This is a genomic window from Kluyvera intermedia, assembly GCF_034424175.1.
GTDB classification, from domain to species: domain Bacteria; phylum Pseudomonadota; class Gammaproteobacteria; order Enterobacterales; family Enterobacteriaceae; genus Kluyvera; species Kluyvera intermedia.
In genome coordinates, this window is record NZ_CP139986.1 from 3,874,913 (window position 1) to 3,901,491 (window position 26,579).

Sequence of the window (26,579 nt, forward strand, 5' to 3'; positions counted from 1 at the left end):
AGGGTGTTAATCCGTTTACAAAAAAGCAACATTAAATATTTGCTGAATCGTTAATGTTGATATAACAGATTAAAAAAAGCCTTTTTACGATGGAAAAAAACCATTCCATACGCAGGTGATTCATCGTTTTGTTACGTCTGTATTACAGATAAACGAAGATAAATGCGGCGTGCGGTCGTGACTTTTCGTCCTCGTCACATCCTGAATTTATTTTTATACAGTCTGATTTCCTACCAACGATGAAAATCCCTGCTTTAATCAAAAAATAAACAATAGCCTCATTATACTCGCGGCATATCCGACTCTCTGATACGGACAGCGTAGTTCCCTGGAGAACCACCATGAATTTGCCCACTAAGTCCTACTCGAGTATCGCACTGATATGCTGTGGCGGGATACTCGCCGTCGCCGCCACGCTTTATCTCAAAAGCCGCGAGCCCGTGACGCCAGACGCGCCACCAGCCGCTGCTGTGGCGGCACCCGTGACACCATCGGTAACGTTGCCGGCACCAGAAGCGCCGCCTACTGTTGCGGCGACATCCACTAATACTCAGCCCTTTACCAAGGCCCAAATCACCCAATGGGTGGCGCCTATTGCGCTCTATCCGGACTCCTTGCTCTCACAGGTACTGATGGCCTCAACCTATCCGGCAAGCGTCGTTCAGGCGGTTCAGTGGTCTAAAGATAATCCCAACCAACAAGGAGATGCCGCCATCAAAGCCGTGGCGGATCAACCCTGGGATGCGAGTGTGAAATCGCTGGTCGCTTTCCCACAGCTAACAGGAATGATGGGTGAAAATCCCCAGTGGGTGGAAAATCTCGGTAACGCCTTCCTTGCCCAACCGCAAGATGTCATGGATGCTGTGCAGGATTTACGTAAGCTAGCCCAGCAAACCGGTTCGCTAAAATCGACCTATCAACAAACCGTCACCACGACCTCTGCCCCTGCGCCGACCTCCACCGCTAACGCTGGCACAACCTCGGTTTCAACCACTAAGGTTGCCGCAAGCCCCGAACCGACGGTGATCCGCATTGAATCAGCGAATCCTGAAGTGGTGTACGTGCCGAATTACAACCCAACGGTCGTTTACGGCAGCAACTGGCCTTATTCTTCCGCCCCACCGGTCTACCTGCCGCCACCTCCTGGGCAACAGTTCGCCGACAGCTTCGTTCGCGGTTTTGGTTACAGCCTGGGCGTCGCCACCACTTATGCCATTTTCAGCAATATCGATTGGGATGACGACGATCATCATCACGATGATGACTATCATGGCGGCGGTCGGGGCTATCAGCACAACGGCGACAACATCAATATTAACGTCAATAATTTCAACCGCATCTCCGGGGAAAACCTGAAAGGGCAGAATATCGCCTGGCAGCATAATTCGGCTTATCGCGGCAACGTGCCCTATCCAAATGATAACGTCGCCCAACGCTTCCATCAGACAAACGTACCTGGCGGACTGAGTAGTACGCGAAAAGAGCCGGGCATCGTGTCTACCCGCCCGACGAATGTCGCTAGTGGGCTAAGCTCCCCGAACCGCGATAGCCAGCGGCAAGCAGCGATGTCGCAAGTACAACAGCGTACCCGAAACGATAACTACGCCGCTGCACCGGGCTCACGTGATGCCCAGCGCCGCGCAGCATCACAGCAGTTAAGCCAGAAAGTTCAACGGGATAATTTCCGTGGCTATGACGCACCGGTTAGCCATTCCCAGCGCCTGGCCTCACAAACTCGCTCATCGCAGACGCACGCCGCGCCATCTCGTGCTACCGCACAGCGCGTTCAGCAGTCAAATCTGAATGCAGCTCAACGTCGCACCAGCAATGAATCTCCGCGACTTAAAACAGAACAGCGCAGTACGCAGCAGCCAGGCAACGCGGGACGACGGAACAGTGCGCTCAGCGGCAACGAAAGCCGGGCACCAAACTGGCAAGCACAGCAGTCTCGTGGCCTGCAAAGCCGCCAGGCCTCCGGTCTTAGCAGTGAGCGGCAGTCTCGCGCTTCACAGGGTAACCGTGCCTCCAGCGTAGGCGGCGAACGAAATGGCGGTGGGCTTTCCGGGCACCGAGAGCTTCATCGACGCTAGAGGATAATGTGATGAAAAAGCAGATAAAAATAGCTTTGCTGGCGCTGGCCATGTCGCCACTAATGAGCTTTGCCCAACAGAGTTTTAGCAGCCCCGATCTCGCGGCCAGCGCGTTAGTTAACGCGGTAACAAACAAAGATCATGTCGCGTTAACTAACCTGCTCGGCGATGACTGGCAGCAGTTTTTACCCCCGGACGGCGTTGACCCAGAGGCTGTAGACCGTTTCCTGCGCGACTGGAAGCTTAACCACCATATCGTCACCACATCCACTACCGCCTGGCTGGACGTGGGCAACGATGGCTGGCGTCTCCCCATTCCAATGGAAAAAAATGATCAAGGCTGGATGTTCAACATCGCCGCCGGAGAAGATGAGATTCAGACCCGCGCCATTGGACGTAATGAGCTATCGGCCATTCAGGCAATGCATGCCTATGTCGATGCTCAGCAGGATTACTACCAGTTAAACCACGCCTGGGCGCAAAAAATCATCAGTACCGACGGTAAGAAAGATGGCCTCTACTGGCCAATCGCACCGGGAGAAGTTCCAAGTCCTCTAGGGCCAAACTTCAGCCCCTCAGTACCGGGCGAAGGCTACCACGGCTACCGTTTTCGCATCGTTAGCACAGGTGATAAGGGTGACGTTGCCCTACTCGCCTGGCCGGTTGAATGGGGTAAGTCTGGAGTAATGAGCTTTATGGTCAATCAAGACGATCGCGTGTATGAGGCAGATTTGGGGGAGGAGACTGAGCAGAAGGTGCAGGCGATGAATCAGTTATCACCTGATGCCAGCGTGGGATGGAAAGTGTCAGATGAGCCGTTAAACAATCAATAATATCACTATGCTTACGGGTACGCTGGTACCCACATAGCCTGTCAATCTCGCTACGCGCTTCACTACAGATAGACAGAACTTGGGAATATCAGCATAAAAAAAGCGGCCGTTAAGCCGCTTTTTTCTATGGTAGCCCGGACGAGGCGCTACTGGTCAGAAGAATTACTTCTTCTTCGCTTTCGCGTTTGGCAGGTCGGTAATGCTACCTTCAAAGATTTCAGCCGCCAGGCCCACAGACTCGTGCAGAGTCGGGTGCGCGTGGATAGTCAGCGCGATATCTTCAGCATCACAGCCCATTTCGATCGCCAGACCGATTTCACCCAGCAGCTCGCCGCCGTTGGTACCGACAATCGCACCACCGATAACACGGTGAGATTCTTTGTCGAAGATCAGTTTGGTCATACCGTCTGCGCAGTCGGAAGCGATAGCACGGCCAGAAGCAGCCCACGGGAAGGTGGCGGTTTCATAGCTGATGCCTTTCTCTTTCGCTTCTTTCTCAGTCAGACCCACCCAGGCAACTTCTGGATCAGTATACGCAATCGATGGAATCACTTTCGGATCGAAGTAGTGTTTCTTACCTGCGATAACTTCAGCAGCAACGTGGCCTTCGTGAACACCTTTGTGCGCCAGCATTGGCTGACCGACGATATCGCCGATAGCAAAGATGTGCGGTACGTTGGTGCGCAGCTGTTTGTCGACGCGGATGAAGCCACGGTCGTCAACTTCTACGCCAGCTTTGCCCGCATCGAGGTTTTTACCGTTCGGTACGCGACCGATAGCCACCAGTACGGCGTCATAACGCTGTGCTTCTGCAGGTGCTTTTTTGCCTTCCATGGAAACGTAGATACCGTCTTCTTTTGCTTCAACGGCGGTCACTTTGGTTTCCAGCATCAGGTTGAATTTCTTGCTGATGCGTTTGGTGTAGACTTTAACGATGTCTTTGTCGGCTGCCGGAATAACCTGGTCGAACATTTCAACCACGTCAATCTCTGAACCCAGCGCGTGGTACACAGTACCCATTTCCAGACCGATGATACCGCCGCCCATAACCAGCAGACGCTTTGGTACTTCTTTCAGTTCCAGCGCGTCAGTGGAATCCCATACGCGTGGATCTTCGTGCGGAATAAATGGCAGCTCAATCGGACGGGAACCCGCCGCGATGATTGCGTTGTCGAAGTTAATTACGGTTTTGCCGTTTTCGCCTTCAACTTCCAGGGTGTTTGCCCCGGTGAATTTACCCAGACCGTTTACCACTTTCACTTTACGGCCTTTCGCCATACCAGCCAGACCGCCGGTCAGTTGAGTGATAACTTTTTCTTTCCAGGTACGAATTTTGTCGATATCGGTTTTCGGCTCGCCGAAGACGATACCGTGTTCAGCCAGCGATTTGGCTTCTTCGATAACTTTTGCTACGTGCAGCAGCGCTTTAGAAGGGATACAGCCAACGTTCAGACAAACACCGCCCAGGGTGCTGTAACGTTCTACAATGACGGTCTCCAGACCTAAATCCGCGCAACGGAAGGCAGCAGAATAACCTGCCGGGCCCGCCCCAAGTACCACGACCTGAGTTTTAATTTCAGTGCTCATCATGACCTCTATCATTTGTATCCGGCGGTCTGACGTTATTGTTATGACGCCCATCTTCCACCGGGTCGTTCTATCCGCAAGTATTTTACAAAATTGTTAACAATTTTGAAACAACAAACGGCAACCGATTTGTCTTTAGCACGATAACCTCATTAACTTCATGAGATTACCAGAAAAAAGCCGGCCGTCGGGCCGGCTTTTTCACTTACATCACCAGACGGCGAATGTCAGACAGCGTGTTGTTGATGATGGTAATGAAGCGAGCACCATCAGCACCGTCAATCACGCGGTGGTCGAAGGACAGAGAAATCGGCATCATCAGACGCGGAGTAAACTCTTTACCATTCCACACCGGCTCAATGGCAGATTTAGAAACGCCGAGGATAGCCACTTCAGGCGCGTTAACAATCGGTGCGAAGTGGGTAGTACCCAGGCCGCCGATGCTAGAGATAGTGAAGCAACCGCCCTGCATTTCGCCGGCAGTCAGCTTACCATCACGCGCTTTCTTAGAGATCACCGTCAGTTCACGAGACAGCTCAGTAATGCTCTTCTTGTTCACGTCTTTGAAGACCGGAACAACCAGACCATTTGGCGTATCGACCGCAACACCGATGTTGATGTATTTCTTCAGCGTCAGACGCTGCGCATCTTCAGACAGTGAGCTGTTGAAGCGTGGCATCTGTTCCAGAGCGGCAGCAACGGCTTTCATGATGAAGACCACTGGGGTGAATTTCACATCCAGTTTGCGCTTCTCAGCTTCGGCGTTCTGCTGTTTACGGAACGCTTCCAGATCGGTGATATCGGTTTTGTCGAAGTGGGTAACGTGTGGGATCATCACCCAGTTACGGCTCAGGTTCGCACCGGAGATTTTCTGGATACGACCCAGTTCCACTTCTTCGATTTCACCAAACTTGCTGAAGTCGACTTTCGGCCAAGGCAGCATGCCCGGGATACCGCCACCCGCTGCTGCCGGTGCAGATTCCGCACGTTTAACCGCGTCTTTCACGTAAGTCTGAACGTCTTCGCGCAGGATACGACCTTTACGGCCAGTCCCTTTCACTTTCGCCAGGTTCACACCGAATTCGCGCGCCAGGCGACGAATCAGTGGCGTTGCATGGACGTAAGCGTCATTTTCAGCAAAGTCAGATTTACCCGCAGCTTTCGCAGCCGGTGCAGATGCCGCGGCTGGAGCTGGTGCTGCGGCCGGAGCCGGAGCAGCGGCTTGCGCCGGAGCGGCTGCAGGTGCAGCGCCTTCAACTTCGAAGACCATAATCAGGGAGCCGGTAGACACTTTGTCGCCAGTGCTGATTTTGATTTCTTTCACGGTACCCGCGAACGGTGCCGGAACTTCCATAGAAGCTTTGTCGCCTTCTACGGTAATCAGTGACTGCTCAGCGGCAATTTTATCGCCGACTTTAACCATCACTTCAGTGACTTCAACTTCATCACCACCGATATCCGGTACGTTCACTTCTTTCGAGCCAGACGCTGCCGGAGCCGCTGCTGCCGGTGCAGCAGCCTGAGCTGGTGCCGCGGCTGGCGCGCTACCCGCCACTTCGAAGACCATAATCAGCGAGCCAGTAGACACTTTGTCACCGGTGTTGATTTTGATCTCTTTAACCGTACCCGCGAACGGCGCTGGGACTTCCATGGAAGCCTTGTCGCCTTCTACGGTGATCAGAGACTGCTCAGCCGCTACGGTGTCGCCCACTTTAACCATGATCTCAGTGACTTCAACTTCGTCGCCACCGATATCAGGTACGTGTACGTCTTTCGCCGCAGCCGCAGCAGGTGCTGCTGCCGGAGCCGCTTCTTTCTTCTCTTCTGCCTTGGCAGGTGCAGCAGCTGCTGCACCGTCGGCGGAATCGAAAATCATGATCAGTTTGCCAGTCTCGGTTTTGTCGCCGACAGAGACTTTGATCTCTTTAACAACGCCAGCCTGTGGAGACGGGACTTCCATAGAGGCTTTGTCGCCTTCTACGGTGATCAGCGACTGTTCAACTTCAACTTTGTCGCCTACTTTGACCAGGATCTCGGTGATTTCAACTTCATCAGCCCCGATGTCCGGTACATTGATTTCGATAGCCATGTTTCTTTTACCTCTTACGCCAGACGCGGGTTAACTTTTTCTGCATCGATATTGAATTTAGTGATGGCATCAGCAACCACTTTCTTATCGATTTCGCCACGTTTAGCCAGTTCGCCCAGTGCCGCTACAACCACGTAAGAAGCATCAACTTCGAAGTGGTGACGCAGGTTTTCACGGCTGTCAGAGCGGCCAAAGCCGTCGGTACCCAGTACGCGGTAATCATCAGCCGGTACATAAGTACGAACCTGCTCAGCAAACAGTTTCATATAGTCAGTGGAAGCTACCGCTGGAGCGTCGTTCATCACCTGAGCGATGTACGGAACGCGCGGAGTGTCCATTGGGTGCAGCATGTTCCAGCGCTCACAATCCTGGCCATCACGCGCCAGTTCAGTGAAGGAAGTCACGCTATACACATCAGAACCTACGCCGTAGTCTTTCGCCAGAATCTCTGCCGCTTCACGGACGTGACGCAGGATAGAGCCTGAACCCAGCAGCTGAACTTTACCTTTGCTACCTTCGATGGTTTCGAGTTTGTAGATACCTTTACGGATACCTTCCTCGGCACCTGCAGGCATTGCCGGCATGTGGTAGTTTTCGTTCAGGGTGGTGATGTAGTAGTAAACGTTCTCTTGTTTCTCACCGTACATACGTTCCAGACCATCATGCATGATGACCGCAACTTCGTACGCGTAAGACGGATCGTAAGAGATACAGTTCGGGATAGTCAGAGACTGAATATGGCTGTGACCATCTTCGTGCTGCAGACCTTCGCCGTTCAGCGTCGTACGACCGGAAGTACCACCGACCAGGAAGCCGCGAGCCTGTTGGTCGCCAGCCTGCCAGCACAGGTCACCGATACGCTGGAAACCGAACATAGAGTAGTAGATGTAGAACGGAATCATCGGCAGGTTGTTGGTGCTGTAAGAGGTCGCAGCCGCCAGCCAGGATGCGCCTGCACCCAGTTCGTTGATCCCTTCCTGCAGAATCTGACCTTTCTCGTCTTCTTTGTAGTAAGCAACCTGCTCACGGTCCTGCGGGGTGTACTGCTGACCGTTCGGGCTGTAAATACCAATCTGACGGAACAGGCCTTCCATTCCAAAGGTACGCGCTTCATCGGCGATGATCGGCACGAGGCGGTCTTTGATGGATTTGTTCTTCAGCATCACGTTCAGAGCACGAACGAACGCGATAGTGGTAGAAATTTCTTTGTTCTGCTCTTCCAGCAGCGGGCCGAAATCTTCCAGAGTCGGCAGCTCAAGCTTCTCATCGAAGTTAGGCTGACGAGTCGGCAGGTAGCCGTGCAGCTTCTGACGCTGGGCGTGCAGATAGGTATGCTCTTCAGAACCTTCTGGGAAGGTAATGTAGGACAGTTTTTCAACTTGCTCATCGGTAACAGGCACATTGAAACGATCGCGGACGTAGCGTACGCCGTCCATGTTCATTTTCTTAACCTGGTGAGCAATGTTTTTACCTTCAGCGGTATCACCCATGCCGTAACCTTTGATGGTATGGGCCAGGATGACGGTTGCTTTGCCGGTGGTTTCCTGCGCTTTTTTCAGTGCAGCGAAGACTTTCTTCGGATCGTGACCACCACGGTTCAGCGCCCAAATCTGCTCGTCGCTCCAGTCAGCAACCAGGGCAGCAGTTTCTGGGTATTTACCGAAGAAGTGCTCACGAACGTAAGCGCCATCTTTGGATTTGAAGGTCTGGTAGTCGCCGTCAACGGTTTCGTTCATCAGCTGGATCAGTTTACCGCTGGTGTCTTTACGCAGCAGTTCATCCCAACGACCGCCCCAGATAACCTTGATAACGTTCCAGCCAGCGCCTGCGAAGATGCCTTCCAGTTCGTTAATGATCTTGCCGTTACCGGTGACCGGGCCATCAAGGCGCTGCAGGTTACAGTTGATAACAAAGACCAGGTTGTCCAGTTTTTCACGGGTGGCGATGGTGATCGCACCTTTAGATTCTGGCTCATCCATCTCGCCGTCGCCCAGGAAGGCGTAAACGGTTTGCTTAGAGGTATCTTTCAGGCCACGGTGTTCCAGATATTTCAGGAATTTAGCCTGGTAGATTGCACCGATTGGACCCAGACCCATAGAGACGGTCGGGAACTGCCAGAAGGTTGGCATCAGTTTCGGGTGCGGGTAAGAAGACAGACCTTTACCGTGAACTTCCTGACGGAAGTTGTTCATCTGCTCTTCGGTCAGACGGCCTTCCAGGAATGCACGTGCGTATACGCCCGGGGAGATGTGACCCTGGAAGTACACCAGATCGCCGCCATCTTGTTCGTTGCGAGCGCGGAAGAAGTGGTTGAAACACACTTCATAGAAAGTCGCTGAAGACTGGAATGAAGCCATGTGGCCGCCCAGCTCGAGGTCTTTTTTAGACGCACGCAGCACGGTCATGATGGCATTCCAGCGGATAGCAGAACGAATACGACGCTCCAGCTCCAGATTGCCCGGGTATTCCGGTTCATCTTCAACGGCAATAGTGTTGACGTAACCGCTCGCCCCTGCACCAGCAGCTACCTGAACGCCGCCTTTGCGCGCTTCAGAAAGCAGTTGGTCGACCAGATACTGAGCACGCTCAACACCTTCTTCACGGATGACCGATTCGATCGCCTGTAGCCAGTCGCGAGTTTCGATCGGATCCACGTCATTTTGTAAACGTTCTGACATGGGGGGTATTCCTTATCTATCTAATACGTTGAGTTATCTGGAACCTGTCCCATTGTGTTCTTGGGTAAGAGCACAATAAGACAGGTTCTGCGTTTAGTTGCCGCGCGTTAATGAGCGCTTTATTTACAACATCTTCTGGTTAACTTGCTGCCAGAAAAATCATTAATTCTTGCGTTGCTCCAGGCGGCGTAAGGCGCGTTCACGACGGCTTTCCTCACGGCTTCGGTCCAGGAGAATCTCTTCGATAAACGCCAGGTGACGATGGGACGCTTCACGCGCTTCCTCCGGCTTCCCGGCGACAATCGCTTCAAAAATACGGCTTCGATGGCTGCTCACTAACGGCAGCATCTCCCGACGCGCGTATAACAATTCAAAGTTTTGGCGAACGTTTTGCGCCAGCATCGGCTCCATACAGCGGAGTAGATGGAGCAACACCACGTTATGTGCCGCTTCGGTGACTGCGATTTGATACTGGAGAACCGCATCAGACTCACCGTCAAGGTCGCCGGACTGTTGAGCAAGCTCGATAGCATGGTGGAGTTCACGGATACGCGTTTTGTCTTCATCCGTGCTACGTAATGCAGCGTAATACGCGGCAATACCTTCCAACGCATGGCGCGTTTCAAGCAGGTCAAACTGGGATTCAGGATGGTCGGAGAGCAGTTCTACCAGTGGGTCGCTAAAACTCTGCCACAGGCTGCTCTGAACAAAAGTGCCACCACCCTGACGACGCAGCAGTAACCCCTTCGCTTCGAGACGTTGGATCGCCTCGCGTAAGGAGGGGCGGGAAACGTCGAACTGTTTTGCCAGTTCACGTTCCGGGGGGAGTTTTTCTCCGGGACGTAAAGTGCCCTCGAGAATTAAAAACTCCAGCTGCTGCTCAATCACATCGGAGAGTTTTGGTTGGCGAATTTTGCTGTAGGCCATGATTTCCTGTCTTAAGCCATTTGCCCGGAGTCAATTGGTCTTACCAATTTCATGTTCTTGACGCTAAAGTAACAAAGTATTCACCTTCTGTCCATACAGGTTTTGATTGAAATCAGTAAACCGGGTGCTTTTTAACAACATTACAGAAATGATGTTTCAGAATTGTAACTTTGCACAAAAAATAGTTTTACCTATAAAGAAGTACAATTAACGTAATAAAAACAAAATTAAGCAAACTGAACCGTTTCAATTTCATTATTAATGAATTTATTTTCATTTAATTGCTTAAATATGCATTTTTACTGCAATGTAAAATTTGCACACTCACGTGACAGTTGTCGGCTTTTTATCCAACCCCACTTCATCCCTGCATAAAGCAGGTGCATTCCTCCGCGCTTACCACTATTCTGCTCATGACGAAAGAGTCTTACCTCTTTTTAAGAAACGCTTTTCGTAAACAAAACAATACAGAAAACGGAATTTCTTAAGTACACACGCCAACAGCGTCACAATAATAACCACACACGAGGTTTTACAATGGAAGGTCAACAGCAAGGCTCCCAGCTTAAGCGCGGCCTTAAGAACCGCCATATACAGCTGATCGCTCTGGGCGGCGCTATCGGCACAGGTCTGTTTCTCGGCAGCGCCTCCGTCATCCAATCAGCAGGCCCGGGGATTATTCTCGGTTACGCCATTGCTGGTTTTATCGCCTTTTTAATCATGCGCCAACTGGGCGAAATGGTCGTAGAAGAGCCGGTAGCTGGCTCCTTTAGCCACTTCGCCTATAAGTACTGGGGCAACTTTGCGGGCTTTGCTTCGGGCTGGAACTACTGGGTACTGTATGTCCTGGTTGCCATGGCTGAGCTGACGGCGGTCGGTAAGTACATCCAATTCTGGTGGCCTGAGATCCCAACCTGGGTATCAGCAGCCGTATTCTTTGTTGCTATCAACGCCATCAACCTGACCAACGTGAAAGTGTTCGGTGAGATGGAGTTTTGGTTTGCCATCATCAAAGTGATTGCCGTTATCGCCATGATCCTGTTCGGCGCCTGGCTGCTGTTCAGCGACACCGCAGGCCCGCAGGCGACCGTGCGTAACCTATGGGAACAGGGCGGCTTTCTGCCTCATGGCTGGACCGGACTGGTGATGATGATGGCAATCATTATGTTCTCCTTTGGCGGCCTGGAACTGGTCGGGATCACGGCGGCAGAAGCCGATAATCCTGAGCAGAGCATTCCCAAAGCCACCAACCAGGTTATCTACCGTATCCTGATTTTCTATGTGGGTTCACTGGCGATCCTGCTGTCACTGATGCCATGGACGCGCGTCACCGCTGACACCAGCCCGTTCGTCCTGATCTTCCATGAACTGGGCGACTCGTTTGTAGCTAACGCCCTGAACATCGTGGTACTGACCGCTGCGCTGTCCGTTTACAACAGCTGCGTATACTGCAACAGCCGTATGCTGTTCGGCCTGGCACAACAAGGCAACGCGCCAAAAGCGCTGCTTAACGTCGATAAGCGCGGCGTACCGGTGAACACCATTCTGGTTTCTGCCATCGTCACCGCACTGTGTGTCCTGATTAATTACCTGGCACCTGAGTCTGCTTTCGGCCTGCTGATGGCACTGGTGGTCTCCGCACTGGTGATCAACTGGGCGATGATAAGCCTCGCACACCTGAAGTTCCGCAAGGCTAAGCAGCAGCAAGGGGTGACCACTCGTTTCCCTGCGCTGTTCTACCCGCTGGGTAACTGGGTCTGTCTGGTGTTCATGGCAGCGGTGCTGGTCATTATGGTGATGACGCCGGGTATGGCGATTTCCGTGTGGTTGATTCCGGTATGGATCGTGATTCTGGGTGTGGGCTACATGTTTAAACAGAAAAACGTGAAAACAGCCAAAGCACACTAATACGACTCCGGGCGACTCGATTATGCACAGGCCTCTCCATACGGAGAGGCCTTCCTTCCCGATGTTACCTGCTTCACACTTTCCCTTCAGCAGCAATTTTGTCCATATCAATAACGTTATCCTGCTACGCTTTTTTTGAATTAACAGCCAATAATCGTTGCTATACAACTCAACCGAGATCTGGCGATGAATTCAAATAAACTGTCAGTAAGAGAAAAAATTGGCTATGGCATGGGCGACGCCGGATGCAATATCATCTTCGGCGCTATCATGTTGTTCGTTAACTATTTTTACACCGATATTTTTGGCCTCGCGCCGGCGCTGGTTGGTGTACTCCTGCTCTCCATTCGCGTAATTGATGCGGTGACTGACCCTATCATGGGCGCAATGGCCGACCGTACGCGCAGCAAATACGGTCGTTTTCGACCATGGCTATTGTGGATAGCGTTCCCATACGCCCTGTTCAGCGTGCTGATGTTCACCACGCCGGAATGGAGTTACAGCAGCAAAGTTATCTATGCGTTTGTCACCTATTTCCTACTCTCTATCACCTATACCGCGATCAACATTCCGTATTGCTCACTGGGTAGCGTCATCACCAACGATCCCAAAGAGCGCGTTGCCTGTCAGTCTTACCGCTTTGTACTGGTGGGTATTGCTACCCTGCTGCTGTCGCTGACTCTGCTGCCGATGGCCGACTGGTTCGGCGGCGAAGATAAAGCCAAAGGCTATCAGATGGCGATGACCGTGCTGGCCTTTATCGGCATGTGCATGTTTCTGTTCTGCTTTGCCACCGTACGCGAACGTGTGCGCCCGGCGGTACAAACCAACGATGAACTCAAACAGGATTTAAAAGACGTCTGGAAAAACGACCAGTGGGTGCGCATCCTGCTGCTGACGTTGTGCAACGTCTGCCCAGGCTTTATCCGCATGGCCGCCACTATGTATTACGTCACCTGGGTGATGGGCGAAAGCACCCACTTCGCCACCATCTTTATCAGCCTTGGCGTGGTGGGCATGATGATCGGCAGCATGCTGGCAAAAGTGTTGACCGACCGCTGGTGTAAACTGCAGGTATTCTTCTGGACCAATATCGTGCTGGCGATTTTCTCCATCGCCTTCTACTTCTTTGACCCGCATGCGACGACGCTTATCGTAGTGCTCTACTTCCTGTTGAACGTACTGCATCAAATTCCATCCCCGTTGCACTGGTCGCTGATGGCTGACGTTGATGACTACGGCGAGTGGAAAACCGGTAAACGTATCACCGGGATCAGCTTCTCTGGCAACCTGTTCTTCCTGAAACTGGGGCTGGCGATTGCCGGTGCGATGGTCGGATTCCTGCTCTCCTGGTACGGTTATGATTCAGGGGCTAAAGCGCAGAGTGAAACCACCATCAACGGCATTATGCTGCTGTTCACGGTTATTCCTGGCGTAGGCTATTTGATTACCGCAGGCGTCGTTCGTCTGTTGAAAGTTGACCGTACGCTGATGAAACAGATCCAGGAAGATCTGGAAAAACGCCGTATCAACTACCGCGAACTGAATGAATACCAGCAAGAGCTGCAAACGACTGAACAAGCAAGGAAAGTCTGATGAAGAACTGGCCCAATCCGTTTATTGAGCAACGTGCCGACCCCTTTATTCTGCATCATCAAGGAGAGTATTACTTTATCGCCTCGGTGCCGGAATACGATCGGCTGGAGATCCGTCGCGCCGCAGACCTCGATGGTCTGCGGCACGCAGAACCGGTCATCGTCTGGCGTAAACCTGACAATGGCCCAATGGGCAACCTGATTTGGGCCCCAGAACTGCATCATATTGATGGAAAATGGTATATCTACTTTGCCGCTACCCATACGCAAGAACTTGATAAATTGGGTATGTTCCAGCACCGCATGTTTGCACTGGAGTGCAGCGATGCCGATCCGCTAAGCGGGACATGGGTAGAAAAAGGCCAGGTGAAAACGCCGTTCGATACTTTCTGCCTCGACGCCACCACGTTCCATCATCAGGGAAAGCAATGGTATCTGTGGGCACAGAAATCCCCAGATATTGCCGGAAACTCCAATATCTATCTGGCAGAGCTAGAAAATCCGTGGACGATAAAAGGCGAGCCGGTGTTGCTGAGCAAACCGGAGTTCGATTGGGAATGTCGGGGCTTTCTGGTCAACGAGGGGCCTGCCGTTATTACCCACGGCAACCGCCTGTTTATCAGCTATTCCGCCAGCGCCACTGATGAAAACTACTGCATGGGGCTGCTGTGGATTGATAAAGACGCCGATATGCTAAAGCCAGAAAACTGGCATAAATCTCCGACGCCCGTATTCACCACCAGCGATGAAAACCGTCAGTACGGCCCAGGCCACAATAGTTTTACGCAAACACCAGAAGGTGAGGATGTGCTGGTCTATCACGCGAGGAACTACACAGAGATTGAAGGCGACCCGCTGTATGACCCGAATCGCCACACCCGTTTGAAGACGGTGTGCTGGCGGGAAGATGGCATGCCGGACTTTGGCATTCCACCGGCAGATACACTTTAAGCAGATTGCCGGATGGCGGCTACGCCTCATCCGGCCTACATCAATCGGTAGCCCGGGCAAGGCGTTCACGCCGCCCCGGGTCGCTGTCAAATCTACACCAACGTCCCATAAATAGTCAGCAGCGCCATCACCACCACCACCGCATAAGACGTCTTCTTCGCCATCGACACCGCCGCCTTTGGCGTTTCAACCTTATCAACATGCGGCTCGCGCGCCAGTGAATACTGTGCCAGTGTCGTCAGCACTTGATACTGAGACGAATGGCGATCGCCTAATGACGCAAACCACGCCGGAAGCGCTCGCTCACCATGGCCAATTAACGCATACACCACGCCGACCAGACGAACCGGCACCCAATCCACCACGTGCAAAATAGCGTCAATTCCAGACTGCAAACGCTGATGCGGCGTCCGATAACGTGCAAGCCAGGACTGCCAGGCGCGCAGGAATGCGTAGCCTATTAACGCAACAGGCCCCCAGGAGCCACCAACTACGAACCAGAATAGCGGCGCGAGATAGAAACGATAGTTGATCCACAGCAGTGCATTTTGCAGCTCACGTAAGAATTCACGCTGATCGCAGCCCGCAGGGACACCGTGAATCATTGTCAGCTCACTCGCCATGGCCTCACGAGCATGAACGTCATCGCGAGAAGCGGCCTTCAGATAGGCATGATAATGCAGACGCACGCGTCCGGCACCGATACAAAGCAGCCCCAACAGAATCCAGAAAATCAGCAAAGGAACGTTAAACAGCAGCCCCTCCAGCGCCTGCTGAACAACCGCCACCACGGCCATGATGACCAACGTCATCACCAGCGTACCGGCTAGCGAGTAATGCTTCACCCGCCGAAATAGCGCTTCCAGCCGGTGGTCGAGCTGCCAGTGTTCGCCCAGTTTAAATAGACGCTCGGCGAACAAAACCAAAAGCGTGGTAAACAACGTCATGTCATCTCCTTATTTGACCAGCGCGCGGAAGCGGGCCCAGTCAAACGCCGGGCCAGGATCGGTTTTGCGCACGGGAGCAATGTCACAGTGGCCGGTCATATTATCGGTAATCGCCGGATATTCGGTGATAAGCAGCTGGGTTAACGCCGCCAGCTGTTGATACTGCGCATCGGTATAAGCCAGTGTATCCGTACCTTCCAGCTCAATCCCGATAGAGAAATCATTGCAACGCTCACGCCCGTGATAATTCGATACACCTGCATGCCAGGCGCGTTTATCAAAAGGGACATACTGCACAATTTCCCCGTCACGGCGGATCAGGCAATGAGCAGAAACTCGCAGATGGGAAATCTCAGCAAAGAAAGGATCGGCGTTGGGATCGAGCGTGCCGGTAAACAGCGCGTCTATCCAGGGACCGCCAAACTGACCCGGTGGCAGACTGATATTATGCACAACCAACAGTGAAGGGGCTTCGTCCTCCGGGCGGTCATCATGATGGGGGGACGGCACCTGCCGAATGCCCACCAGCCAGCCCTTCTCTAAGCGCATTAGGGATCTCCTTATGAGTGGTTATGCTACTCGGTTCAGAGTAGCATGTTTCAATCTTTCGCATCGTTACCATTTTGGAGCTTAATCATGCCGCCTCGCCGCTATAACCCAGACCATCGACGTGACGCGCTGCTAGAACGTATCACCCTTGATATCCCTAATGCAGTTGCCCAGGCGCTGCGCGAAGATTTAGGGGGCGAAGTTGATGCCAATAAAGATATTACCGCACAACTCTTGCCTGAAAACAGCCATTCCCATGCGGTGGTCATCACCCGCGAAGACGGCGTATTCTGCGGTAAACGTTGGGTTGAAGAGGTCTTTATTCAACTCGCCGGTGATGATGTTAAGCTCACCTGGCATGTTGCTGACGGCGATGTTGTCACCGCTGACCAACCGCTATTCGAAATTGATGGCCCTTCACGCGTTCTGCTGACCGGTGAACGTACCGCGCTGAATTTCGTGCAGACGCTCTCAGGCGTTGCCAGCGAAGTGCGCAAATATGTCAATTTGCTCGAAGGCACCCACACCCAATTGCTGGACACCCGTAAAACGCTGCCGGGATTACGTACCGCACTGAAATATGCCGTGCTGTGCGGCGGCGGGGCTAACCACCGTCTGGGGCTCTCCGACGCATTCCTGATTAAAGAAAACCACATCATTGCCTCCGGTTCGGTACGTCAGGCGGTGGAAAAGGCCTTCTGGTTGCACCCTGACGTTCCGGTAGAAGTGGAAGTTGAAAGCCTCAAAGAGCTGGAAGAGGCGCTAAAAGCCGGCGCAGATATCATCATGCTCGATAACTTCGATACCGAGAAAATGCGCGAAGCAGTGAAAGTAACCCAAGGCCAGGCACAGCTGGAAGTCTCGGGAAATGTCACCTTCGACACGATTCGTGAATTTGCCGAAACCGGCGTCGATTTTATCTCCGTCGGCGCGCTAACCAAGCATATTCGCGCCCTCGACCTCTCAATGCGTTTTCGTTAATCCCCGCTAATGCCCTCCGCAACGAGGGCATTTTTTCGAGCACCCTTCCAATTTCCTACTGCACTGCTGCAACCCCATTTGAAACATTCGAACCCGGCTTCCTGAGCTCTTTTTTGCCCCTCGCGGTATTTTCTGTGCTCTGACACTGTAGCGCCATATTCAGCAAGGAGCAGAAAATGGAAAGACAGCGAGGTTTCACCCTTATCGAATTAATGGTCGTTATTGGCATCATCGCCATTCTTAGCGCCATCGGCATTCCGGCCTATCAAAACTACCTGCGCAAAGCGGCACTAACCGACATGCTGCAAACCTTCGTCCCCTACCGTACCGCCGTTGAATTATGCGCACTTGACCGTGGCGGTACAGATAACTGCAATGCCAGCAGCAACGGCATTCCCTCCCCCACAACCACCCGTTGTGTCTCAGGCATGAGCATTGCCAAGGGCACCGTCGTGCTGACAGGCCAGGAAAGTCTCAACGGGCTGACCGTCACCCTGGTTCCTGGGTGGGATAACGCCAACGGCATTACCGGCTGGCAACGTACCTGCGACATTCAAAATGACAGCGCGCTCCAGCAAGCCTGTGAAGATGTTTTCCGTTTTGACGCCCAGTAAACTCAGGAGTCGATAATGAAGCATGAACAATTACTCACCCTGTGCCAACGCCATCACGCGGTACTATTGGAAAACGGTGCAGAGGAATTAAGCATCGCCGTAGTGGGTTCTCCGCCGGGCGAGTTGATGGACTCTCTACGATTTGCGACACAAAAACGCATCGATATTGAGTGTTGGGATCAAACGCGAATGGACAAACACCTCCAGCAAAACGCAAGCATTATGCCGTCTCTACGTTCCGACGAACGCGACAACGCGGTAGACCTGCTGAACAATTTGCTCGCGCAGGCTCTAATGCAGCGTGCCTCCGATATCCATTTCGAGCCCACCGAACATCATCTCCGGATACGGTTACGGGTTGATGGCGTTCTGCATGCGCTCCCGGTTATCTCATTACCACTGATGGCTGCCGTCATTGCCCGGCTAAAAGTACTTGGCGGGCTGGACATTGCCGAACGTAGACTCCCACAGGATGGACAGTTCACAGTCAAGATTGCCGACAATCCACTCTCCTTTCGCATAGCCACACTCCCCTGCCGCTACGGTGAGAAAGTGGTATTGCGCCTGCTGCATAAGGTCGAACAGTCGCTGGACCTCAAGCAGCTTGGTATCTCGCCGGAGCCGTTGGCACAGTTGCAGTCGGCATTAAACCAACCACAGGGATTAATTCTGGTCACCGGGCCGACCGGAAGTGGAAAAACCGTCACGCTTTACAGTGCACTACAAAGCCGTAACCGCAGCAACATCAATATTTGTAGTGTGGAAGACCCAATAGAAATTCCCCTTGAGGGGCTAAACCAGACTCAGGTGAGCCTCAAAGCAGGATTGACGTTTCAGAGCGTTTTGCGCTCGTTGTTACGACAGGATCCGGACATCGTGATGGTCGGTGAGATCCGCGACTGCGAAACGGCCGAGATTGCCATAAACGCGGCACAAACCGGGCATCTGGTACTCTCCACTCTGCACACAAATTCAACGGTAGAAACGCTGGTACGTCTGGAACAAATGGGGGTTGCCCGCTGGATGGTCTCATCGGCACTGTTAATGGTGGTCGCACAACGCCTGGTGCGTAAACTTTGCCCGCACTGCCGCAAAAAGGGCACTGACGAATTTCCGCTTCCCCATACGCTTTGGCCCCGCCCGCTACCGCAGTGGAGCGCGCCGGGCTGCCAGCACTGCTTTCATGGTTATCAGGGCCGCCTTGCGCTGTTTGAAATCCTGCCACTTACGCCTGTGCTACGTGAGGCAATAGCTCATGGCGTCAGTCCGGCGGAGCTTATGCAGCAGGCCAGGCAATCAGGGATGTCTACGCTATTTGAAAATAGCTGCCTGGCGGTAAAGCAAGGTGCCACCACCGGCGAAGAGCTTCTGCGCGTGCTGGGTATCCCGCAAGATGAGTGAAAAACTGTGGAGCTGGCGCGGTCTGAACGTTAGCGGAGAAGAGCTCAGTGGCGCGGTCTGGGCCAGCCATCGCCCGGCGGTACTGTTCGAGCTACAGCAGCGTCATATCACCGTGGTGATGCTAACGCGTCAACGCGTGAATCCTGCATTATGGCGAGCGCAGCACAGTTGTTCGGTGATTAGCCAGTTAGCCACGCTGCTACAAGCCGGGCTGACGCTATCCGACAGCCTGACGCTTCTGTCCCAGCAGCATCCAATAGCACAGTGGCGCGCACTGCTCAGTACGCTTGCCAACCGTCTGGCACAGGGCACATCGCTATCAGAAGGGTTAGGACAATGGCCACAGGCATTCCCTCCGCTGTATCTGTCCATGATCCGCACAGGTGAAATAACCGGTAGGCTGGAGCACTGTTGCATCGAACTTGCGCGCCAGCAGAAGGCGCAGCTACAGCTCGCAGCGAAGGTTAAAAAAGCACTGCGTTACCCGATGATTATTTTATCGCTGGCGGTCCTGGTGGTTATTGCCATGACCGGATTTGTGCTGCCTGAATTTACGGCTATCTACCGTACCTTTAATACCCCGCTCCCCGCGCTAACCCTTGCGGTGATGGTGACGGCCTCGTTTATAGAGCGGTGGTTTATTCCCTTATTGGTCGTCCCTGTGCTCCCAATTATGTTGAGCGTCACGCTAAAAAAACATCCCCCCTGGCTACGTGCTCGTCAGCAAATACTGCTGGCGCTACCGGTAATGGGAAAGCTCGCGCGCGGGCAGATGCTGAGCCAAATCTTTACCGTGCTGGCGCTAACTCAACGTGCCGGTATCGCATTTTTACAGGGGCTTGAAAGTGTTGAGGAGACGCTCACCTGTCCATGGTGGCATGACGTTATCCACCAGCTGCATCAGGAAATATCCCAGGGCAGCGCCATCTGGCAAGCCATGGAGAAAAGTCAGGTATTCACACCACTGTGTTTGCAGCTTGTGAGAACCGGGGAGGCATCAGGTGCGCTGGATGATATGTTGGATAATCTGGCACGACATCACAATGAGAGCACACAAAATCTGGCGGAAAACCTGACATCACTGCTAGAACCTGCGCTGCTTATGGTGACGGGATTGATTATTGGGACGCTGGTGGTGGCAATGTATCTGCCCATTTTTCATCTGGGGGATGCGATTAGCGGGATGGGATAATGCTGGCGCACAGCGCCAGCATAGGTCCGAAGGCTTACAGGCTATTGAACACGCGGTTCTCTTGTTCCTGTACCCGGATAAAGGTCGTGCGCTTAGTCAGCTCTTTCAGACGGGATGCCCCTACGTAAGTACATGCAGAACGCAAGCCACCGAGTATATCACGTGCAGTGAACTCAACCGGCCCACGCAATGGCAGCTTAACGGTTTTACCTTCTGCAGCACGGTACTGTGCAACGCCGCCAACGTGACGGTTCATCGCAGACTCTGAGCTCATACCGTAGAACAGCATGAATTTCTCACCGTTTTCTTCAACCACTTTACCACCGCTTTCATCGTGACCGGCCAACATACCGCCCAGCATCACGAAATCAGCGCCGCCGCCAAAGGCTTTTGCGACATCGCCCGGCATGGTACAACCGCCGTCACTGACGATCTGACCGCCAAGACCGTGCGCGGCATCAGCGCACTCGATAACAGCAGAAAGTTGTGGATAGCCAACACCGGTTTTCACGCGAGTGGTACAAACGGAACCAGGGCCGATGCCCACTTTCACGATATCTGCACCGGAAAGCACCAGCTCTTCACACATCTCGCCGGTAACCACATTACCTGCACAAATCGTTTTGGTCGGCCATGCTTCACGAGCTTTGGCAACAAATTGAACGAAATGCTCAGAGTAACCATTGGCCACATCAATACAGATAAAGGTCAATGCTGGGTTCAGTTTAAGGATCTGCTGCGTTTTTTCGAAATCAGTGTCGGAGGTGCCCGTTGAAACCATCACGTACTTAAGCACATCTACCGACTCGGCCTGCACAAACGCTTTCCACTCTTCAACGGTGTAGTGTTTGTGTACGGCGGTCAGAATACCGAAAGTCGACAAAGCTTTTGCCATTGCGAAAGTGCCCACGGAGTCCATGTTCGCCGCAATAATCGGTACGCCAGACCAGCGTTGTCCTGAATGTTTAAAGGTGAAATCGCGCTCCAGCTCAACATCGGAACGGCTTTTAAGGGTAGAACGCTTAGGACGGATAAGGACGTCTTTGAAACCTAACTTCAGATCTTCTTCGATACGCATGTGCGGATTCCTGGGGTTAATGGCAATTAAATTGAGAGCACAACTCCAGTAATGCAATCATACGCACTAATCAGGGCTTCGCAAGACTGCGATTTTCACTTTTTTTACGCTACAATCCCATAAATTTACCTGGCGAATAGTACCGCGCAGATCAAACGACGTGTCTCAGGTTGTCAGTTTTTTAACCAAATGATTTTCATACTAAAATTTCAGGGCAAAGCGGTATGACTTACACAGTAGCGTTAACAGGCGGCATTGGTAGCGGTAAGAGCACGGTCGCAGATGCTTTTTTTCGCCTGGGAATTTACGTTATTGATGCAGATATTCTCGCACGCCAGGTCGTTGAACCGGGTACGCCAGCGCTTGCTAAGATAGCTGAATATTTTGGTCCACAGATTTTAACGTCTGAAGGTGCGCTTAATCGTCGGGTTTTACGCGAACGTATTTTTGCTCATCCTGATGATAAAAGTTGGTTAAACGCCCTCCTGCATCCTTTGATTCAACAGGAAACACAGCGCCAGTTTGCGCAGGCCACGTCGCCCTATGTGCTCTGGGTGGTCCCATTGCTGGTAGAAAACAAACTCTATCATCGGGCAGATCGTGTGCTGGTCGTCGATGTCTCGCGCGACACTCAACTTCACCGAACCATGCAGCGTGACCAGGTGTCACGAGAGCATGCGGAAAATATTCTTGCAGCCCAGGCCTCTCGTGAAGAGCGTCTGGCCGTGGCTGATGACGTTATTAATAACAACGGCACACCAGATGCAATCGCATCGGATGTCGCTCGCTTGCACGCACTTTATCTTAGACTTGCGTCGCAGGCTGTATCACAGGAAAAATCGTAATGCACACCCACATCCTTTTTGAGCATCCTTTAAATGAAAAAATGCGTACCTGGCTGCGTATTGAATTTCTGAATGAGCAATTGAATGCCAATTTACCCATCAGGGATCACGCCAGCGCGCTGCATTTTTTTCGTAATTTAGGGGATTTACTGGATGTGTTCGAGCGCGGCGATATCCGCACTGAACTCCTCAAAGAACTAGAACGTCAGCAACGTAAGCTCAATGCCTGGACTGAAGTTGCCGGCGTTGATCTTGGTCGAATTGATGCCTTGCGCCAGCAGCTCAAAAACAGCAGCAGTATTCTAATGGCAGCGCCGCGTATCGGGCAATTTCTGCGTGAAGACCGCCTGATTGCACTGGTACGCCAGCGACTGAGCATTCCCGGCGGCTGCTGTAGTTTCGATTTACCGACCCTGCATGTGTGGCTACATTCAAAACAACATCAACGCGATGCACTGGTCGAATCATGGCTAGACAGTCTGGAGCCGTTGAACCAGGCGCTGACGCTAATTTTGGATCTGGTGCGTAACTCTGCCCAGTTCCGTAAACAAACCAGTCTGAACGGTTTTTATCAGGACAACGGTGACGATGCGGACCTTCTGCGACTGAAACTGGATCTGGTATCACAGCTCTACCCGCAAATTTCGGGCCATAAGAGCCGCTTCGCCATTCGTTTTATGCCGCTGGATAGCGAGAATGGTGTGGTGCCTGAACGTCTGGATTTTGAACTAGCGTGCTGCTAAGGAGTGATGATGTCAGATGTAACAACGGTTAACTGCCCGACCTGCAACAAACTGGTAATCTGGGGCGAACAGAGCCCGTTCCGCCCGTTTTGCTCTAAACGCTGCCAGCTGATTGATCTTGGCGAATGGGCGGCAGAAGAGAAGCGCATCCCAAGCAGCAGCGACCTCTCCGACAGCGATGGCTGGAGTGAAGAACAGCAGTAACGTGTAGTGTCCCCGAAGTCGGCGCAAGCGACTGGCCCGCGCGACTTCGCGCACATTGCCGGATGGCGGCTTCGCCTTATCCGGCCTACAACGGCTGCCGAATCGTAGATACTGTGAATACCCGCAATGGGTGGCCTTCCAATCGGTAGCCCGGCCAAGCGCAGCGCCGCTGGGAACGCCACCTACTTCACCCAAGAATGAGTTTTTCAATCACCGGAGCATTCGCCGGTGGAAACTCCCCGGCGACTAATTCCCGTTGCGCAACCCAGCGCCCCGGTTGTCCCTCTTTGCCCCATGGTTCCCCTTTCCAACCATCAACCAGCCAGAACCACAGCGTGATGTGGCGATCCGGAAACTGATATTCCAGTTTATCGAATTGCTGTAGCGAAGTGACCGTAATCCCCACCTCTTCTTGTAACTCACGAATCACCGCCTGTTCAGGCGACTCCTCCGCTTCAATCTTTCCGCCAGGAAACTCCCATTTATGCGCCATGTGCGCATCGGCAGCACGCTGGGTGATATAAATTTCGCCCTCTGCGTTACGAATGATACCGACGGATATTTGCAGTATTTTCATCGTGTTTTACCCATAAAAAAGGCGCAGTTCTCTGCGCCTTTTGATTTCTTATTTGCCCTTAGCTCAAACGGCCATGGCACTGTTTGTATTTTTTACCGGAACCACATGGGCACGGATCGTTACGACCCACTTTGCGCTCACCGGTTTGTTCTGCCAGATCCTGCGCGACCAGCTCATCATCGCTCTGATGGCTCAACTGCTGCATCTGTGCCAGACGTTCAGCTTCTTCGCGACGCTGCTGTTCCATCTCTTCAACTTCTTCTGGCATACGTACCTGAACTTTGCTCAGCGTACTGATCACTTCATATTTCAGTGATTCCAGCATAGAGGCGAACATAGCGAAGGATTCACGCTTGTACTCCTGCTTTGGATCTTTCTGCGCATAGCCACGCAGGTGGATACCTTGACGTAGGTAATCCATTGCCGCCAGGTGCTCTTTCCACAGGGAATCGAGAGTCTGCAGCATGACGCCTTTTTCGAAGTGGCGCATCATCTCGGTGCCCACGACTTCTTCTTTGCGCTTATACACTTCGATGGCATTTTCCAGGATACGCTCACGCAGCGTCTCTTCGTGCAGCTCAGGCTCTTTATCCAGCCACTCGGAGATTGGCAGTTCCAGGTCAAAGTCATTTTTCAGACGTTCTTGCAGGCCCGGAATATCCCACATTTCTTCCAGCGACTGTGGTGGAATATGCGCGTCGATAGTGACTTTGAAGACGTCTTCACGGATGCTGTTGATGGTTTCGCTAACGTCGGACACATCAAGCAGTTCGTTACGCTGACTATAAATAGCGCGACGCTGGTCGTTAGCAACATCATCATATTCCAGAAGCTGCTTACGAATATCAAAGTTGCGGCTTTCAACTTTACGCTGAGCGTTGGCAATCGCTTTTGTTACCCACGGGTGCTCGATGGCTTCGCCCGGTTTCATACCCAGTTTACGCATCATGCCAGACACACGGTCAGAGGCAAAAATACGCATCAGCGCATCTTCCATAGACAGGTAGAAACGGGAAGAACCCGCATCACCCTGACGACCGGAACGACCGCGCAACTGGTTATCAATACGGCGAGATTCGTGACGCTCGGTACCAATGATGTGTAAACCACCTGCTGCCAATACCGCATCGTGGCGAACCTGCCAGTCAGCTTTGATCTTCTCAATTTGCTCAGGGGTTGGATCTTCAAGCGCGGCAACTTCAGCCTGCCAGCTACCGCCGAGCATAATATCGGTACCACGACCGGCCATGTTGGTGGCGATCGTCACAGCGGCTGGGTAACCCGCTTGTGCAACAATGTCAGCTTCGCTGGAGTGGAACTTCGCGTTCAGGACGTTGTGCTTAATACCGGCTTTCACCAGTTCGTTTGAAACGACTTCGGATTTCTCAATAGAGATAGTACCGACCAGTACTGGCTGGCCTTTCGCGGTACGCTCACGGATATCTTCGATAATTGCCTGAATTTTTTCCGCTTCGGTCATGTAGACCAGATCCGGCATATCTTTACGGATCATCGGGCGGTTGGTTGGCACAACCACGGTATCCAGTTTGTAGATGGAGCTAAACTCGAACGCTTCGGTATCTGCCGTACCGGTCATACCGGCCAGTTTCTCGTACAGACGGAAGTAGTTCTGGAAGGTGATAGATGCCAGCGTCTGGTTTTCGTTCTGGATATCCACGCCTTCTTTCGCTTCAACAGCCTGGTGCAGGCCATCGGACCAGCGACGACCCTGCATAGTACGGCCGGTGTGTTCATCGACGATAATGACTTCACCGTCTTTAACGATGTAGTCCACATCACGAGTGAACAGCACATGGGCGCGCAGCGCAGCGGTAACGTGGTGCATCATCATGATGTTAGATGGCGAGTACAACGACTCTCCTTCATCCATAATGCCTTCTTTTACCAGCAGCTCTTCAATCAATACCAGACCACGTTCGGTCAGGTTCACCTGACGTGCTTTTTCGTCTACGGAGAAGTGGCCTTCACCCGTGAAAGTATCGGAGTCCTCTTTCTCCTGGCGTACCAGGTGAGGAATGATTTTGTTCATTTTCTTATACATTTCCGAGCTGTCTTCAGCCGGGCCGGAAATGATAAGCGGGGTACGTGCTTCATCGATCAAGATGGAGTCAACTTCATCCACCAGCGCATAGTGCAGTTTACGCTGTACGCGTTCTTCAGGGCTGAACGCCATGTTGTCACGCAGGTAGTCAAAACCGTATTCGTTGTTGGTACCGTAGGTAATATCAGCGTTGTAAGCTTCGCGCTTCGCCGGAGCTGGCAGGCCAGACATGTTGATACCCACGCTCATGCCGAGGAACTCGAACAATGGGCGGTTGTTTTCAGCATCACGCTGTGCCAGATAGTCGTTGACGGTGACGACGTGTACGCCTTTGCCGGACAGCGCATTCAGGTAAGCAGGCAGCGTTGCGGTCAGGGTTTTACCTTCACCAGTACGCATTTCCGCGATGCAGCGGTCATTCAGCACCATACCGCCCAGCAACTGGACGTCGAAGTGACGCATACCGAATACGCGCTTACTCGCTTCACGCACTACGGCAAATGCTTCAGGGATCAAGCTCTCAACGCTTTCACCTTTTTCGATGCGCGCACGAAATTCGTTGGTTTTCGCTTTCAGCTCATCGTCGGAGAGTTTTTCCATCTCCGGTTCCATCGCGTTGATCGCGGTAACGGCTTTGCGCATACGGCGCAGGGTACGGTCATTACGACTGCCAAAAACTTTGGTCAATAATTTGATTAACATAATAAAATCTCAAACGCCCCGACATT

General features: G+C 52.6%; 21 protein-coding genes. 12 read left to right on the forward strand and 9 right to left on the reverse strand.

Annotated features, from left to right (window positions below; all coding sequences use genetic code 11):
- Positions 1-341: 341 nt before the first annotated feature.
- Positions 342-2,090 (forward strand): DUF3300 domain-containing protein, encoded by a 1,749-nt coding sequence (locus U0026_RS18745; protein ID WP_073971066.1) that lies wholly within the window; start codon positions 342-344, stop codon positions 2,088-2,090.
- An 11-nt stretch (positions 2,091-2,101) separates the two neighbouring features.
- Positions 2,102-2,923 carry a DUF2950 family protein gene (locus U0026_RS18750; RefSeq protein ID WP_062772011.1) on the forward strand — a complete coding sequence of 274 codons (822 nt, stop codon included), beginning with the start codon at positions 2,102-2,104 and terminating at the stop codon, positions 2,921-2,923.
- A gap of 162 nt (positions 2,924-3,085) precedes the next feature.
- Here U0026_RS18750 and lpdA read toward each other — a convergent pair whose 3' ends face one another.
- The 4 genes from lpdA to pdhR all read right to left on the reverse strand — a co-directional run bounded on the left by lpdA (position 3,086) and on the right by pdhR (position 10,204).
- The gene (gene lpdA, locus U0026_RS18755; protein ID WP_062772271.1) at positions 3,086-4,510 is read right to left on the reverse strand and encodes a dihydrolipoyl dehydrogenase; all 1,425 of its coding nucleotides are present in this window, start codon (positions 4,508-4,510) and stop codon (positions 3,086-3,088) included.
- Positions 4,511-4,715: 205 nt separating this feature from the next.
- Positions 4,716-6,599, reverse strand: coding sequence for a pyruvate dehydrogenase complex dihydrolipoyllysine-residue acetyltransferase (gene aceF / locus U0026_RS18760; RefSeq protein WP_062772009.1), 1,884 nt, complete (start codon positions 6,597-6,599; stop codon positions 4,716-4,718).
- Positions 6,600-6,613: 14 nt separating this feature from the next.
- On the reverse strand, positions 6,614-9,277 hold the full coding sequence (gene aceE / locus U0026_RS18765; protein ID WP_062772007.1) for a pyruvate dehydrogenase (acetyl-transferring), homodimeric type: 2,664 nt from the start codon (positions 9,275-9,277) through the stop codon (positions 6,614-6,616).
- Positions 9,278-9,439: 162 nt separating this feature from the next.
- Positions 9,440-10,204, reverse strand: coding sequence for a pyruvate dehydrogenase complex transcriptional repressor PdhR (gene pdhR / locus U0026_RS18770; RefSeq protein WP_062772005.1), 765 nt, complete (start codon positions 10,202-10,204; stop codon positions 9,440-9,442).
- Between the two features lie 537 nt (positions 10,205-10,741).
- On the opposite strand from pdhR, the gene aroP reads away from it, so the two are divergent.
- From aroP to U0026_RS18785, 3 genes are all read left to right on the forward strand, one after another.
- Positions 10,742-12,112: an aromatic amino acid transporter AroP gene (gene aroP, locus U0026_RS18775; RefSeq protein ID WP_062772002.1), complete on the forward strand. Its 1,371-nt coding sequence runs from the start codon at positions 10,742-10,744 to the stop codon at positions 12,110-12,112.
- 186 nt (positions 12,113-12,298) lie between these two features.
- Positions 12,299-13,708: a glycoside-pentoside-hexuronide (GPH):cation symporter gene (locus tag U0026_RS18780; protein ID WP_062771999.1), complete on the forward strand. Its 1,410-nt coding sequence runs from the start codon at positions 12,299-12,301 to the stop codon at positions 13,706-13,708.
- On the forward strand, positions 13,708-14,658 hold the full coding sequence (locus U0026_RS18785; RefSeq protein WP_062771996.1) for a glycoside hydrolase family 43 protein: 951 nt from the start codon (positions 13,708-13,710) through the stop codon (positions 14,656-14,658). Before U0026_RS18780 ends, U0026_RS18785 begins: the two co-directional genes overlap by 1 nt.
- 92 nt (positions 14,659-14,750) lie before the next feature.
- Here U0026_RS18785 and ampE read toward each other — a convergent pair whose 3' ends face one another.
- Both ampE and ampD read right to left on the reverse strand, forming a co-directional pair.
- The gene (ampE, locus tag U0026_RS18790; protein ID WP_062771993.1) at positions 14,751-15,605 is read right to left on the reverse strand and encodes a beta-lactamase regulator AmpE; all 855 of its coding nucleotides are present in this window, start codon (positions 15,603-15,605) and stop codon (positions 14,751-14,753) included.
- A 9-nt stretch (positions 15,606-15,614) separates the two neighbouring features.
- Positions 15,615-16,154 carry a 1,6-anhydro-N-acetylmuramyl-L-alanine amidase AmpD gene (gene ampD / locus U0026_RS18795; RefSeq protein WP_062771990.1) on the reverse strand — a complete coding sequence of 180 codons (540 nt, stop codon included), beginning with the start codon at positions 16,152-16,154 and terminating at the stop codon, positions 15,615-15,617.
- 87 nt (positions 16,155-16,241) lie between these two features.
- Here ampD and nadC point away from each other — a divergent pair, with 87 nt between their 5' ends.
- The 4 genes from nadC to hofC all read left to right on the forward strand — a co-directional run bounded on the left by nadC (position 16,242) and on the right by hofC (position 20,342).
- Positions 16,242-17,135: a carboxylating nicotinate-nucleotide diphosphorylase gene (gene nadC / locus U0026_RS18800; RefSeq protein WP_062771987.1), complete on the forward strand. Its 894-nt coding sequence runs from the start codon at positions 16,242-16,244 to the stop codon at positions 17,133-17,135.
- Between the two features lie 176 nt (positions 17,136-17,311).
- The gene (gene ppdD, locus U0026_RS18805; RefSeq protein WP_062771984.1) at positions 17,312-17,749 is read left to right on the forward strand and encodes a prepilin peptidase-dependent pilin; all 438 of its coding nucleotides are present in this window, start codon (positions 17,312-17,314) and stop codon (positions 17,747-17,749) included.
- Positions 17,750-17,764: 15 nt separating this feature from the next.
- Positions 17,765-19,150, forward strand: coding sequence for a type II secretion system protein GspE (gene gspE / locus U0026_RS18810; protein ID WP_062771981.1), 1,386 nt, complete (start codon positions 17,765-17,767; stop codon positions 19,148-19,150).
- Positions 19,143-20,342: a protein transport protein HofC gene (gene hofC, locus U0026_RS18815; protein WP_062771978.1), complete on the forward strand. Its 1,200-nt coding sequence runs from the start codon at positions 19,143-19,145 to the stop codon at positions 20,340-20,342. Before gspE ends, hofC begins: the two co-directional genes overlap by 8 nt.
- 34 nt (positions 20,343-20,376) lie before the next feature.
- On the opposite strand, the gene U0026_RS18820 is transcribed toward hofC, so the two are convergent.
- Positions 20,377-21,420 carry a GMP reductase gene (locus U0026_RS18820; RefSeq protein ID WP_062771975.1) on the reverse strand — a complete coding sequence of 348 codons (1,044 nt, stop codon included), beginning with the start codon at positions 21,418-21,420 and terminating at the stop codon, positions 20,377-20,379.
- A gap of 224 nt (positions 21,421-21,644) precedes the next feature.
- Between U0026_RS18820 and coaE the strand changes: the two genes are divergently transcribed.
- The 3 genes from coaE to yacG are packed head-to-tail and all read left to right on the forward strand — an operon-like array spanning position 21,645 to position 23,212.
- A complete protein-coding gene (coaE, locus tag U0026_RS18825) occupies positions 21,645-22,265 on the forward strand; it encodes a dephospho-CoA kinase (protein ID WP_062771972.1) in 621 nt (206 codons plus the stop codon).
- Positions 22,265-23,008 (forward strand): cell division protein ZapD, encoded by a 744-nt coding sequence (gene zapD, locus U0026_RS18830; RefSeq protein ID WP_062771969.1) that lies wholly within the window; start codon positions 22,265-22,267, stop codon positions 23,006-23,008. Before coaE ends, zapD begins: the two co-directional genes overlap by 1 nt.
- Before the next feature lie 9 nt (positions 23,009-23,017).
- Positions 23,018-23,212, forward strand: coding sequence for a DNA gyrase inhibitor YacG (gene yacG, locus U0026_RS18835; protein WP_062771966.1), 195 nt, complete (start codon positions 23,018-23,020; stop codon positions 23,210-23,212).
- 187 nt (positions 23,213-23,399) lie between these two features.
- Here yacG and mutT read toward each other — a convergent pair whose 3' ends face one another.
- Entirely contained in the window at positions 23,400-23,789 is a 390-nt protein-coding gene (gene mutT, locus U0026_RS18840) for an 8-oxo-dGTP diphosphatase MutT (RefSeq protein ID WP_062771963.1), read from the reverse strand.
- Positions 23,790-23,847: 58 nt separating this feature from the next.
- Positions 23,848-26,553: a preprotein translocase subunit SecA gene (secA, locus tag U0026_RS18845; protein ID WP_062771960.1), complete on the reverse strand. Its 2,706-nt coding sequence runs from the start codon at positions 26,551-26,553 to the stop codon at positions 23,848-23,850.
- Between the last annotated feature and the right edge of the window lie 26 nt (positions 26,554-26,579).